Below are 12715 nucleotides of genomic sequence, written 5' to 3'. Positions count from 1 at the left end.
CGGCAGATCCCGCTCCGTCAGCCGGACGGCCGAGCGGGTACGCGAAGGCCCGACCGCACCGCGCACGGTGCGGTCGGGCCTGGACGCTGGTGGGCGTCAGCTGCCGACGCGGAAGCGGACGAAGCCCAGCAGGTTGCCGCCGGTGGCGGCGACGTGCTTGGCGACAGTCGTCTTCGTGTCCTTGGCCAGCGGCTGGTCGACGAGCACGGCGTCCTTGAAGAAGCCGTTCAGGCGCCCCTCGACGATCTTCGGCAGCGCGGCCTCGGGCTTGCCCTCGGCGATCGAGACCTCGCGCGCGATCTCCCGCTCCTTGGCGACGACGTCCGCGGGGACGTCGTCGCGGGAGAGGTACTTCGGCGACAGGGCCGCGATGTGCTGCGCGACGTCCTTGGCGACCGGCTCGGCGGCGTCGTCGGTCGCGACGAGCACGCCGATCGACGGCGGCAGGTCCTTGGCCGTCTTGTGCAGGTAGGTCGTCACCTTGGGGCCCTCGAGGCGGGCCACGCGACGCAGCACGACCTTCTCCCCCATCGTGGCGCCCTGGGCGGCGATCGTGTCGGCGACAGTGCCCTCGGCGGCCGGGGCGGCAAGGCCGGACTCGGCGTCCGTGGCACCCGCGGCGGCGACGGCGTCGAGGACGGCGTCGGCGAGCGCGATGAACGTCGAGTTCTTGACGACGAAGTCCGTCTCGGCGTCGAGCTCGATCATCGTGGCGACCTGGCCGGCGGCCGAGTCCTCGACCTTGACGGCCACAAGGCCCTCGGTGGTCGCGTTGCCCTCGCGCTTGGCGGCACGCGCCAGGCCCTTCTTGCGGATGATCTCGATCGCCTGGTCGGTGTTGCCGTCGGCCTCGTCGAGCGCCTTCTTGACGTCGAGCATGCCGGCACCGGTGCGCTCGCGCAGCGCCTTGATGTCAGCGGCGGTGTAGTTCGCCATGGATGTCCTCCGTGCTGGTTCGAGTCCGCCCGGCCCCGGTCGGGGTGCCGGGCGGAGAGGGACGTGCGGCGGTCCGCGGGCCGGTCACCCGAGAGTGACCGGCCCGCGAGGACTCACTCGGACTTCTCGGCGGCCTGCTCGCCCTCGGCGGCGGGCGTCTCCTCGGCAGCCGGAGCCGCCTCGGTCTCCTCGGCGGCGGGAGTCTCCTCGGCGACCGGGGCCTCCTCGGCGACCGGAGCCTCCTCGGCGACCGGAGCCTCCTCGGCGACCGGAGCCGCGTCGGCGGGGGCCTCGGCCTGCGCGGCCTCGGCGCCGGCCAGGAGCTCGCGCTCCCACTCGGCCAGCGGCTCGGCCTCGGTGGTCTCCGCGGACTCGCCCTTCTTGCCGGAGTGACGCTGCAGCAGGCCCTCGGCCGCCGCGTCCGCGATCACACGGGTCAGCAGGGTGACGGAGCGGATCGCGTCGTCGTTGCCCGGGATGGCGTAGTCGACGTCGTCGGGGTCGCAGTTGGTGTCGAGGATCGCGACGACCGGGATACCCAGCTTGCGCGCCTCGTTGACGGCCAGGTGCTCCTTGTTGGTGTCGACGATCCAGACCGCCGACGGCGTCTTGGCCATGTCACGGATGCCACCGAGCGTGCGCGCGAGCTTGTCCTTCTCGCGACGCAGGACGAGGAGCTCCTTCTTCGTCAGCGAGGAGCCGGCGACGTCGTCGAAGTCGATCTCCTCGAGCTCCTTGAGGCGCTGGAGGCGCTTGTGCACGGTGGTGAAGTTGGTGAGCATGCCACCGAGCCAGCGGTGGTTCACGTACGGCATGCCGACGCGGGCGGCCTGGTCGGCCACGGGCTCCTGCGCCTGCTTCTTGGTGCCGACGAACAGGATGCTGCCGCCGTGGGCGACGGTCTCCTTGACGAACTCGTAGGCGCGGTCGATGTACGACAGCGACTGCTGGAGGTCGACGATGTAGATGCCGTTGCGCTCCGTGAAGATGAACCGCTTCATCTTCGGGTTCCAACGGCGGGTCTGGTGTCCGAAGTGGACACCGCTCTCGAGGAGCTGGCGCATGGTCACGACGGCCATGACACGTCCTTTCGCCGCGTGCGCCGGATCCTCCGGGCTGCACGCGCGTCGGGCGAACGGTCCTGCACCTGCAGGTGTCCGGTCGCGGTACTCGGTTCGTCGGTGACGGGCATCTGACCCGGCACCCCTGGCGTCACGCCGGGCCGGCACCGCTCCCGGTTCCCCGGGGACGGACCGCTGCCGACGCGGCCGCACCCTGCACCCCGGCGGACCGGGTCGCGAGGCGCGTACGTGACGCGCGAAGTCGACCTGCTGTGCCGCTCCCCGGCCTGGCGGGCCCGCGGGACGTCGAGGACGGTCCACGGGGAATCCACCGGGATGGTTCGGGAAGGCGAGGCACAAGCCGATCGCGGCAGCCAGTCTACCCGACCTGTGCGGGGCTCTCGCGCACGGGGCCGAGGGCCCTCCGGAGCCGTTCCCCGACCGGTACCGACGACGAGCGGACGAGCCCCCGGCGTCCGACGCTGCCCCCAGGCTGGGCCCGTCCACAGGGCGGGGCAGCGAGCCGCTTCGCCCCGCACGCCTGCCCCATCCTGCACGCATGGACCTTCCCGAGACGACACTCCGCCCGACTCCCGACGTGCGGACCACCGTTGTCCGGGCGGGCGGCCCACCCAGGGGCCTGCTCGCTGCCGGGCTCGTGCTCGCCGCACTGCTCGCCGGGCTCGCCGGCACGGGGTCCGCAGCGGCCGCGGACGACGACGTCGCTCCGCCCGTGGCCACCGCCGGCCCGGCGATGGACGGATGGCAGCGCCCCGTCACGGGCGCGGTGGCACACGCCTTCGACCCGCCCGCCGAGGAGTGGGGAGCGGGCCATCGCGGCGTCGACCTCGCCGCACGGACGGGCGAGCCGGTGCGGTCGCCCGCGCCCGGCGTGGTCTCGTTCGCCGGACAGGTCGCGGACAAGCCGGTCGTGGTGGTCACGCACGCCGACGGGCTGCGTTCCACCTTCGAGCCGGTCTCCCCTGCCGTGCGCCTCGGAGACGCGGTGGGCGCGGGCGACGTCGTGGGCACGCTCGCCGCCGTGCCCGGTCACTGTGCACCCGCAGGCTGCCTGCACTGGGGGGTGTTGCGCGGCGACGTCTACCTCGACCCGCTCGCCCTGGTCGGGGAGGCCACGCCCATCGTGCTGCTGCCCGGAGGCCCCTGAGGCGGAGGGTCGGCAGGCCACCCGACCTCGAGGGCTCCGAGCCTGCTGACTCGTAGGTTCGACCCGGAGTTCGTCGCCTGGCTCCGACTCCAGGCTGGCGGCGACCGTGTCGGGGAGCCTGCGCGAGCGGCGGCGAGCTCAGGCACGCGGGAACGCCTGGACGAAGACCTTGCGCAGCCGCTCGTCGTCCACGTGCGTGTACCGCTGGGTGGTCCCCAGGTCGGAGTGCCCCAGCACCTCCTGGACGGACCGCAGGTCGGATCCGCCCTGCAGCAGGTGCGTCGCGGCGGAGTGCCGCAGCGCGTGCGGGGCGATGTCCTCGACACCGGCCTCGGCCGCCAGCACGTGCACCGCGTCGCGGATCTGCCGCTGCCCCCAACGCCCGCCCCGCGCGCCGAGCAGCAGCGCGGCCCCGGACGTCGGCTGGGCCAGAGCCGGTCTCCCGCGCGCGAGCCACTCGGACACCGCGCGCGCCGCCGGCAGCCCGAACGGCACCACCCGCTCCTTGCCGCCCTTGCCGAGCACCCGGACGAGGCGCTCCGTGAGGTCGACGGCGGGCACGTCGACCTGCACCAGCTCGCCCACACGGATGCCGCTGCCGTACAAGAGCTCCGCAGCCGCCCAGGCCCGCAGAGCGGCCGGCCGGGCTTCCGGCTCGGCGTCGTGCGCGGCCTCGCGGGCCGTGTCGAGCAGCTCCGCCGCGGCACCGGCGCTCAGCACCGTAGGCAGCGTGCGCGGCACCTTCGGGCTGGCCAGGCGCGCCGTCGGGTCCAGCTGGACCAGTCCGACCCGGTACGCCCAGCGGAGGAAGGTGCGTGCGGCAGCACCCCGGCGAGCGATGGTCGCGCGGGCCAGACCTCGCTCCGCCTGGGTGGCGAGCCACCCGCGCAGCACTCCGACGTCGATACCGGGCAGCTCGTCGACACCGTGCCGCACGGCGTACCGCAGCAGCGACCCGACGTCCGCGCGGTAGGCGCGGCGCGTGTGCACCGAGTGCCCGCGTTGGACCTCGAGGTACTCGTCGAAACGCGCCAGCGCCTCCGCGAGCGGCGCCGGCAGCGGCGGCAGGTCCGGATCGGTGTCCATCCAGGTCAGTGTGCCCCTGTAGCGCCGGGGGACGGGTGAAGCGGGGCGCGTGTCGAGCCCGCCGCCGTCGTCGACGGTGCCTTCGTACGTCGCCGGTTCCCGGGGCAGACGCGCAGCCCGACACCCGCCTGCGCGACCTGCTCGCCGCGCCGGACCTCACCGGCTACCCGGCGCCGGCGTGCACGACGTCCGGTTCTCCCCCTTCCGCATCTGCTCGACGTCCGGCCGGCCGGGTGCCCTCGCGCGGGACCCTGCGCCAGCGGCCGCCTTCCTGCGCGGCGAGCCCATGCATCTCGAGCGCCCCGAGCCCGGCGAGCATCTCTCCCGGCGCCAGCCCGGCGGTCCGGGCCAGCGCGTCCAGACCGGCGGCGGCACGGACCGGCAGCGCGTCCCACACCCGCCGGGCGCGCTCGCCGAGCGCCTCCACCTCTGCGGGAGTCCGCCGGCGGGCCGCCGTGCGGGCCGCGCGACCCGCGACGGGCTGCTCGTCGTGCGCGGCTCGGTCGGGCTCGAGTGCGCCGGCGTATGGTCCGGCGAGCTCGATCACCTCGGCGGCGTCGGTGACGCATACCGCCGCCCCGTCGCGGAGGAGCACGTGACACCCGGTCGACGTCCCGGACGTCACGGGCCCGGGCACCGCGCCGAGCGGCCGCAGCAGCCGGGTCGCGTGGCGCGCCGTCGACAGCGCCCCCGACCGCCACGCGGCCTCTACCACGACCGTCGCGCACGACACGGCGGCGATGACCCGGTTGCGAGCGAGGAACCGCTGCTTGAACGGGGCGGAACCGGGCGGCACCTCGCTCACCACCGCTCCCGCCCCGTCCGCCAGCCGCCGCAGCAGGTCCTCGTTGCCGGGCGGGTAGAAGCGGTCCACACCCCCGGCGAGCACCGCGACCGTGGGCGCGCCACCCGCGAGGGCGCCGCGGTGCGCGGCGGCGTCGATCCCGTAGGCCACGCCCGACACGACGGTGAACCCGCGGTCCGCGAGCCCTGCCGCGAGGTCGGCGGCCACGTGGTCCCCGTACGCGCTGGACGCGCGGGCGCCCACGAGCGCGACCGACTGCTCCGTCAGCCCTGCCAGGTCGGGGTCGCCCCGCACCCACAGCGCGAACGGCTCTTCCGGGCCAAGCTGCGGCAGCCGCGTCGGCCAGCGCGGGTCCCCCGGCACCAGCAGCGTGCCGCCGAACCGCTCGAGCACCCGCAGCTCGCGGCGCGGGTCGAGCCGGTCGAGCCGCGGCGCCCACCGGGCCACGGCCGCCATCAGCCGATCCGCCGCGACCTCGCTGCCGAGCGGCTCGAGCGCCGATCCCCGCAGTGCGCGTGCCGGGTCCCCGACGGCGTCGACGACCCACTCGAGCGCCGCCTGCGCCCCGAGGTGGGCGACGAGGGCGCCGGCCACCGCGTCTGCCGGCTCCGCGAGCCTGCTCCACGCCGCGCGGGCGAGCACCGGGTCTCCGGTGTCGAAGGGCAGCGCCGAGACGACTCGGGCACGCACCGCGTCCACGACCGGCTCAGCCATGGCTCCCCCTCGTGCGCATCGTCACGGCCGCGGAGACGTCGTCGGCCGTCGGTTCCGCACGCCCGGCCAGGTCTGCGTGGGTCCACGCGATCCGCAGCACCCGGTCCGCCCCGCGGAGGCTCAGCACGCCCCGGTCGACCATCTGCTCGATCGGCCGTAGCACGCCCGGGTCGAGCGACCGTTCGCGCAGCCACCGGCCCGGCACCTCGGCGTTCGTCGTCCAGGGCGTGCCCGCCAACCGGTCGCGCGCCGCGCCCCGCGCCTCGGCGACCCGGTGCGCCACCCGTGCGGACGACTCCCCCGCCGACCGCGCCGTCCGCTCCGCCCGCGTGACGGGCAGCACGTCCACCTGCAGGTCCACGCGGTCCAGCAGCGGGCCCGACAGCCTGCCGAAGTACCGACGCTTCGCCATCGGCGTGCACGAGCAGTCCAACCCCTTGTTCACGGTCGCCATGCCGCACGGGCAGGGGTTCGCCGCCAGCACCAGCTGGAAGCGCGCGGGGTAGCGCGCGGCTCCCCCGGAGCGGTGCAGCACCAGCTCACCCTGCTCCAGCGGCTGCCGGAGCGTCTCCAGCACCCGGGAGGGGAACTCGGGCGCTTCGTCGAGGAGCAGCACGCCACGATGGGCCCGGGAGACCGCCCCGGGACGGGCCAGGCCGCTCCCCCCGCCGACGATCGCCGCCGGGGTGGCCGTATGGTGCGGGTCCTCGAACGGCGGGCGGGTGAGCAGGCCGTTCCCGGGGTCGAACGTCCCGGCCACGGAGTGCACGGAGGTCACCTCGACGGCCTCGGCGGGCGTGAGGTCCGGGAGGATACCCGGGAGCCGGGCAGCGAGCATCGTCTTGCCCGCGCCCGGGGGCCCGACCAGCAGCAGGTGGTGGCCGCCCGCGGCGGCCACCTCCAGCGCCACCCGTGCCTGCGCCTGCCCCACCACCTCCGCGAGGTCCCCGGGCGCTCTGCGCGCGACCGGCTGTCGCGACGGGCGCACGGGGTCCGCCACCGGCAGCTCGGCGAGCTCGCCGCCGTGGAGCAGCACCACCTCGGCGAGGGTGGACGCCGCGTGGACGCGCGCCCCGGGGACCAGGCGGGCCTCGTCCCCGTCAGCCGTCGCCACGACGACGTCGCGGCAGCCCGCCTCGACCGCCGCCGCGACCGCGGGCAGCACGCCCCGCACCGGCTGCAGGCGACCGTCCAGCCCGAGCTCGGCCAGGTGCACCACCCGGTCAAGACCGGCGGCGGGCACCACACCGTCCCCCGCCAGCACGGCGATCGCGATGGCGACGTCGAACGACGAGCCCGACTTGCGCAGCGAGGCCGGGGACAGGTTGACGGTGATCTTTCGGTGCGGCCACTTGATGCCCGTGGACAGCACCGCAGCCCTCACGCGCTCCCGCGACTCGTGCAGGGCCGTGTCGGGCAGCCCCACCAGGGTGAACCCGGGCACGGACGCCGCGAGCTGCGCCTGCACCTCCACGACGTGCCCGGTCAGCCCGGTCAGGGCGACCGCCGCCGTCGTGCCGAGCGCCATCAGAGCACCCCCACCAGGTGCTCGACCTGGGCGGCCCCTGCCCGAGGGAGCACGACCGCCACGACGTCGACCCGCACCTCGCGGCACCGCACCTCGCGGTGCTCGGCGAGCCACTGGCCGGTCAGCCGGCGGATGCGGGACAGCTTGGCGGCCGTGACGGCCTCCGCCGGATGCCCGAACGCGGTGCCGCGCCGGGTCTTGACCTCGATCGCCACCAGCACGTCGCCGTCCCGCGCGACCAGGTCGAGCTCGCCGGCCGTGCCGCGCCAGTTGCGCTCGAGCACCTCCAGGCCCTGCGCCTCGACGTGGCGCGCGGCCACCCGTTCCCCGTACTGCCCGACGGCGTCCTTCGCCCGCATCGAACCACCTCCGCGGGAAGCCTCGCTCCGCGCGGCCGTGACGTCGGTGCCTCGGAGCGACGCCTGTGGATCGTGCGGTACCGGCCGGCCCTGGGGACAGCGTCGGAGACTACGGGCGCCTCGATCCGTCCTGTCGAGCGGGACGAGCGGGACTACAGGGCAAGCTCCGCCTTGGCCAGTTCCTCGACGTTGACGTCCTTGAACGTCACGACGCGGACGGACTTCACGAATCGCGCGGAGCGGTACACGTCCCACACCCAGGCGTCGGCCAGCCGGAGCTCGAAGTAGACCTCGCCGGCCGCGGACCGCACCTGCAGGTCCACCTGGTTGGCGAGATAGAACCGCCGTTCCGTCTCCACGACGTACGAGAAGAGGCCCACCACGTCGCGGTACTCGCGGTAGAGCGCGAGCTCCATCTCGGTCTCGTAGTTCTCGAGGTCTTCGGCGCTCACGGGGCCATCATCCCATCGCGGGTCGTATCGGCCAGGTCGGCGTCGAGCGTGGCGGCGGGCGCGACCTGCTCCGGGGAGCCGGCGTCGTCGGCGAGCGCCCGCAGGTTCCACGACCGCCGGTGCTGCGGCGTCGGCCCGTGCCGGCGCAGCGCGTCCAGGTGGGCCGGCGCCGAGTAGCCCTTGTTCTGGTCCCACGCGAACGCCGGGTACTGGCGCGCGAGCCGCACCAGGAGGCCGTCGCGCTCGACCTTGGCGAGCACGCTCGCGGCCGCGACCGAGGAACACTGCAGGTCGGCCTTGACGAGCGTGCGCACTCCCGGCTCGGGCGCACCCGGCCCCATGGGGTCGAGCGCGGCGGCCTCGAACAGGTCGACGTCGCCCCGGCTCAGCCAGTCGTGCGAACCGTCGAGCAGGACCACGTCCACGTCGCCGCACGTCCGGCGCACCTGCGCCAGGGCCCGGCGCCCGGCCAGCCGCAGGGCGGCCACGATGCCGTGCGCGTCGATCTCCGCAGGGCCGGCGTGCCCGACGGCCCACGCGACGCCCCAGCGCTGCAGCTGGGGCACCATCGCGACCCGCGCCGCCGGGGTGAGGAGCTTGGAGTCGGTCAGTCCTTGGGGCGCCGTCCGCGTCGCGGCGTCCACCACGACGACGCCGACGCTCACGGGCCCGGCGAGCGCGCCGCGACCCACCTCGTCCATGCCGGCCACCAGGCGTGCGCCGCCCGCGAGCAGCGAGCGTTCCTGCCGCAGCGTCGGGCTCCTGCGCTGCTTGGCGGCGCCGTTCGCGGCGCGGCGGCGCGGCGGCGTGGGTCGGCGCACCGTCTCCGGGCCGGGGGCCGCGCGGACGGGCTGCTCGGAGTCCTGCTCGACGAGCGAGGTCACGGCTCCGGCACTCCTGCGAAGACGTCGCCGGGGTTGCGCAGCAGCGTGGCGTCGCCCAGGGGCCAGACCGTGGCGAACGCCGAGCCCACGACGTTCTGCGTCGGCACGAAGCCGCCGCCGGGCTTGCCGGTGTTGTAGCGCGAGTCCTGCGAGTTCTGGCGGTTGTCGCCCATGACGAACAGCATGTCCTCGGGCACCACGGTGTCGAAGGGGTCCTGGCTCGGCACCGAGCCCGGCTTGATGTACGTCTCCTCGTCGATCGGCTGCCCGTTGACGCTCACGCGGCCCTGGTCGTCGCAGCAGGTCACGTGGTCGCCCGGTGTGCCGATGACGCGCTTGATGAGGTGGTCGCCGGTCTCCTGCGGCAGCAGACCCACGAACGTCAGCACGTTCGTCACCGCTTGCCCGGCCGGGGTGCGCTCCGGCGGCTCGTAGGGGGGCAGCCAGCCGCCCGGGTCCTTGAACACCACGATGTCGCCGCGGTGCACGTCGAACACGTCCGGCACCATGCGGGAGACCATGACCCGGTCCCCGATCTCCAGCGTGTCCTCCATGGACCCGCTGGGGATGTAGAACGCCTGCACCAGGAACGTCTTGATGAGCCACGACAGCACCAGGGCGCTCACCACGATGATCGCGGTCTCGCGCAGCACACCGAGGCCGCGGCTCGGGGCTCGGCCCTCGGCCGGTGCGGGCCGGCCCGCCCCGACGACGTCGTCGAAGCCACCTGCTCCGGCTCCGGAACCCGCGCCCGCGGGGTCCTGGGGTCGGGGCTCGCGCGCGCTCGGCCGGTCGGTCACGGGATCGGAGTCTGCCACGCCCTCACTCTTTCACTCGCCACCGTCCACGGCGAAACCGCAACGACGCCCCGGCAGGACCCGGCGGACCCTGGCAGACGCCCGGGGAACGACGACGGACGGGCGGCCCTGCCGTGGCAGGGCCGCCCGTCCGGTGCGGTACTCGTCCTCGCGACGTGACGCCGGGCGTCACATCGCGATGCCTCACTTCGCGGTGGGCGTCTCGCGCTTCTCGCGGATCTTCGCCTTCTTGCCGCGCAGGTTGCGCAGGTAGTACAGCTTGGCCCGGCGGACGACACCGCGCGAGACGAGCTCGATCGAGTCGATCGTCGGGGCGTGCAGGGGGAACGTGCGCTCCACGCCGACGCCGAAGCTGATCTTGCGGACGGTGAACGTCTCGCGGACGCCGCCGCCCTGGCGCGCGATGACGATGCCCTGGAACGCCTGGACGCGGGAACGGTTGCCCTCGACGACCTTGACGTTGACCTTGACGGTGTCGCCGGCGCGGAAGTCCGGGACGTCGGAGCGCAGCGAGGCTGCGTCGACGGAGTCGAGCGTGTGCATGGTTCTCTCCCCGCCCTGCCACAGGTCAGGAACAAGATCGTGGCGCGTCCGCTGGACGCGCGATGTCTGACGTTTCGGTGGTGCGTCGGTTCCTCGACCCAGGCGGGCTGACTGGCAGCCCGTCATGGCCTCCCCTGTGGCAGAGGCCGTGTCGGCGAACACACCAGCGACCTATTCTGCCACAGGTCCCGGCGCGGCCTCGGCGGACGGCCGGAGGCGCCCGTCACGCACGGACCAGCCCAGCTCGCCGAGCACCGCGAGGTCGACCTTGTCGAGCGCCTGCGGGTCCAGCGCGGCCACCATGTCGGGACGCCGGGCGGCGGTCCGTTCGAGCGCCCGGTCGCGGCGCCAGCGCTCGACCCGCCCGTGGTGACCGGACAGCAGCACCTCGGGCACCTCGAACCCCTCCCATGCTGGCGGCTTCGTGTACACCGGGTACTCGAGCAGGCCGGCGGCGCCGTGCGACTCCTCCACCAGCGAGTGCGGGTTGCCCACGACACCGGGCAGCAGCCGGCCGAACGCCTCGATCATCACGAGCGCGGCGACCTCGCCGCCGTTGAGCACGTAGTCGCCGATCGACAGCTCGCTCACCCGGTGGCCGGCCGCGCGGGTCCGCTCGGCCACGCGAGCGTCGATGCCCTCGTACCGCCCGCACGCGAAGACCACGTGCTCCTCGAGCGCCAGCGCCTCCGCGTGCCGCTGTGTGAAGACGTCGCCCGACGGGGTCGGAACCACGAGGTGCCCGCCGCCACCCTCGGGCAGCACGTCGTCGAGCGCGTGGCCCCACACGTCGGGCCGCATGACCATGCCCGCACCGCCGCCGAACGGGGTGTCGTCGACCGTGCGGTGCCGGTCGGTGGTCCAGTCCCGCAGGTCGTGCACCCGGAGGTCGAGGAGCCCCGCCCGGCGCGCCTTGCCGACCAGGGACAGGTCGAGGGCCGTGAGGTAGTCGGGGAAGATCGAGACGACGTCGACGCGCACGTCAGGCCTCGTCCCGCTCGGCCTCGTCCTGCGTCGCCTCGTCGTGCTCCGGACGGTCCACGACGGCGGCGTCGGCGTCGCGGGCGAGCAGCCCGCCCGGCGGCGTCAGGACGACGCGCCCGCCGGCCACGTCGACGACCGGCACGATCGCGTGGACGAACGGGACGAGCGTGCGCTCGCCGCCCACCTCTCGCACGACGAGCGCGTCGTGCGCGGGCAGATGCTCCAGGCCTGCCACCTCGCCGACGACCGTCCCGTCCTCGAGCTCGGCGCGCAGGCCCCGCAGCTCGTGCGGGTACCAGGCGTCCTCCTCGTCGGAGGCCTCGGCCTCGACGACGAGCTCGACGCCACGCAGCGCCTCGGCCGCCGTGCGGTCGGCCACCTCCGCGAACGACACGAGCCACCGGTCCTGGTGCACCCGCGCGGCGGTCACGGTCAGCGGCCCCGCCGATGCGGGCTCCGTCTCGAGCGTGAAGCCGACCCCCAGCCGGTCCTCGGGGTTGTCGGTGCGCAGGTCGAGCACGACCTCACCCTTGAGCCCGTGCGCCCGCGCGACGCGCGCCACCACCAGCTGCATGACCACTCCTGTCCACGAAATCTCGTCGGTACCTCGACCGTCGGTCTCAGCATGCACCGCCGCAGACGACGAGGCCCGGCCCCACCGTGCAGTGGGTCCGGGCCTCGTCGGTGCTGCGGCAGCGGGTGCGGCGAGCGTCAGCGGCGGTCGACGTCCACGACGTCGACCCGCACGGGGCCGTCCGTCGCGAGCGCGCCGACCACCGTGCGCAGCGCCTTCGCCGTCCGTCCGCCCCGGCCGATCACTCGGCCCAGGTCGTCCGGGTGCACCCGCACCTCGAGCAGGTCGCCCCGGCGCTGCGCACGCGAGGCCACCCGGACGTCGTCCGGGTTGTCCACGATGCCGCGCACCAGGTGCTCGAGGGCCTCGGCGAGCATCAGGCCTCGGCCTCAGCCTCGGCGGCCTCGGCCGCCGGCTCCTTGGCCTTCTTCTCGGCAGCCTTCGCCTTGGCCTTCTCGGCCTCGGCGGCGACAGCCTCGACCGCGGCGGCGCTGTCGGCCTTCACGGTCTTGGTCCGCAGGGTGCCCTCGGCGCCCGGCAGACCCTTGAACTTCTGCCAGTCACCGGTGACCTTGAGCAGCGCGGCGACCTGCTCGGTCGGCTGCGCGCCGACGCCGAGCCAGTACTGCGCCCGCTCGGACTTGATCTCGATGAACGACGGCTCCTCGGTCGGGTGGTACTTCCCGATCTCCTCGATCACGCGACCGTCGCGCTTGGAGCGCGAGTCGGCCACGACGACGCGGTAGTACGGGGCCCGGATCTTGCCGAGGCGCTTCAGACGAATCTTGACGGCCACTGTGGTG

15 protein-coding genes are annotated in these 12715 nt (G+C 74.5%); 1 reads left to right on the top strand and 14 read right to left on the bottom strand.

The annotated features are described in order from the left end of the window. Positions 1-96: 96 nt before the first annotated feature. Together tsf and rpsB are read right to left on the bottom strand one after the other, a co-directional pair. Positions 97-936, bottom strand: a complete 840-nt coding sequence (gene tsf / locus B5Y66_RS19060; RefSeq protein ID WP_079576181.1) for a translation elongation factor Ts — start codon at positions 934-936, stop codon at positions 97-99. 113 nt (positions 937-1049) lie between these two features. Further along, positions 1050-2015: a 30S ribosomal protein S2 gene (gene rpsB, locus B5Y66_RS19055; protein WP_079576180.1), complete on the bottom strand. Its 966-nt coding sequence runs from the start codon at positions 2013-2015 to the stop codon at positions 1050-1052. A gap of 541 nt (positions 2016-2556) precedes the next feature. Between rpsB and B5Y66_RS19050 the strand changes: the two genes are divergently transcribed. Next, the gene (locus B5Y66_RS19050) at positions 2557-3165 is read left to right on the top strand and encodes a murein hydrolase activator EnvC family protein (RefSeq protein ID WP_079576179.1); all 609 of its coding nucleotides are present in this window, start codon (positions 2557-2559) and stop codon (positions 3163-3165) included. Between the two features lie 138 nt (positions 3166-3303). Here B5Y66_RS19050 and B5Y66_RS19045 read toward each other — a convergent pair whose 3' ends face one another. From B5Y66_RS19045 to rpsP, 12 genes are all read right to left on the bottom strand, one after another. Further along, positions 3304-4251: a tyrosine recombinase XerC gene (locus B5Y66_RS19045; RefSeq protein WP_079576178.1), complete on the bottom strand. Its 948-nt coding sequence runs from the start codon at positions 4249-4251 to the stop codon at positions 3304-3306. A 163-nt stretch (positions 4252-4414) separates the two neighbouring features. After that, on the bottom strand, positions 4415-5770 hold the full coding sequence (gene dprA, locus B5Y66_RS19040; RefSeq protein WP_079576177.1) for a DNA-processing protein DprA: 1356 nt from the start codon (positions 5768-5770) through the stop codon (positions 4415-4417). Next, positions 5763-7298: a YifB family Mg chelatase-like AAA ATPase gene (locus B5Y66_RS19035; protein ID WP_079576176.1), complete on the bottom strand. Its 1536-nt coding sequence runs from the start codon at positions 7296-7298 to the stop codon at positions 5763-5765. Before B5Y66_RS19035 ends, dprA begins: the two co-directional genes overlap by 8 nt. Continuing rightward, entirely contained in the window at positions 7298-7657 is a 360-nt protein-coding gene (locus tag B5Y66_RS19030; RefSeq protein ID WP_079576175.1) for a YraN family protein, read from the bottom strand. The genes B5Y66_RS19035 and B5Y66_RS19030 overlap by 1 nt, the downstream gene beginning before the upstream one ends. 152 nt (positions 7658-7809) lie before the next feature. After that, entirely contained in the window at positions 7810-8109 is a 300-nt protein-coding gene (locus B5Y66_RS19025) for a DUF2469 domain-containing protein (protein ID WP_013838354.1), read from the bottom strand. After that, entirely contained in the window at positions 8106-8930 is an 825-nt protein-coding gene (locus B5Y66_RS19020) for a ribonuclease HII (protein ID WP_079576342.1), read from the bottom strand. Before B5Y66_RS19020 ends, B5Y66_RS19025 begins: the two co-directional genes overlap by 4 nt. A 59-nt stretch (positions 8931-8989) precedes the next feature. Beyond that, on the bottom strand, positions 8990-9811 hold the full coding sequence (lepB, locus tag B5Y66_RS19015) for a signal peptidase I (protein WP_079576174.1): 822 nt from the start codon (positions 9809-9811) through the stop codon (positions 8990-8992). A 183-nt stretch (positions 9812-9994) separates the two neighbouring features. Next, positions 9995-10354 carry a 50S ribosomal protein L19 gene (rplS, locus tag B5Y66_RS19010; RefSeq protein ID WP_079576173.1) on the bottom strand — a complete coding sequence of 120 codons (360 nt, stop codon included), beginning with the start codon at positions 10352-10354 and terminating at the stop codon, positions 9995-9997. A gap of 171 nt (positions 10355-10525) precedes the next feature. Beyond that, positions 10526-11335: a tRNA (guanosine(37)-N1)-methyltransferase TrmD gene (gene trmD / locus B5Y66_RS19005; RefSeq protein WP_079576172.1), complete on the bottom strand. Its 810-nt coding sequence runs from the start codon at positions 11333-11335 to the stop codon at positions 10526-10528. A gap of 1 nt (position 11336) precedes the next feature. After that, on the bottom strand, positions 11337-11912 hold the full coding sequence (rimM, locus tag B5Y66_RS19000) for a ribosome maturation factor RimM (protein ID WP_079576341.1): 576 nt from the start codon (positions 11910-11912) through the stop codon (positions 11337-11339). A 137-nt stretch (positions 11913-12049) separates the two neighbouring features. Beyond that, the gene (locus tag B5Y66_RS18995) at positions 12050-12289 is read right to left on the bottom strand and encodes an RNA-binding protein (protein ID WP_079576171.1); all 240 of its coding nucleotides are present in this window, start codon (positions 12287-12289) and stop codon (positions 12050-12052) included. Beyond that, on the bottom strand, positions 12289-12708 hold the full coding sequence (gene rpsP, locus B5Y66_RS18990) for a 30S ribosomal protein S16 (protein ID WP_079576170.1): 420 nt from the start codon (positions 12706-12708) through the stop codon (positions 12289-12291). The genes B5Y66_RS18995 and rpsP overlap by 1 nt, the downstream gene beginning before the upstream one ends. Positions 12709-12715: the final 7 nt, after the last annotated feature.

This window comes from Krasilnikoviella flava (assembly GCF_900167525.1).
Classification (GTDB): Bacteria; Actinomycetota; Actinomycetes; order Actinomycetales; family Cellulomonadaceae; genus Isoptericola; species Isoptericola flavus.
The sequence above is the reverse complement of the archived record's forward strand: the minus strand, read 5'-3'. Positions and strand labels throughout refer to the sequence as shown.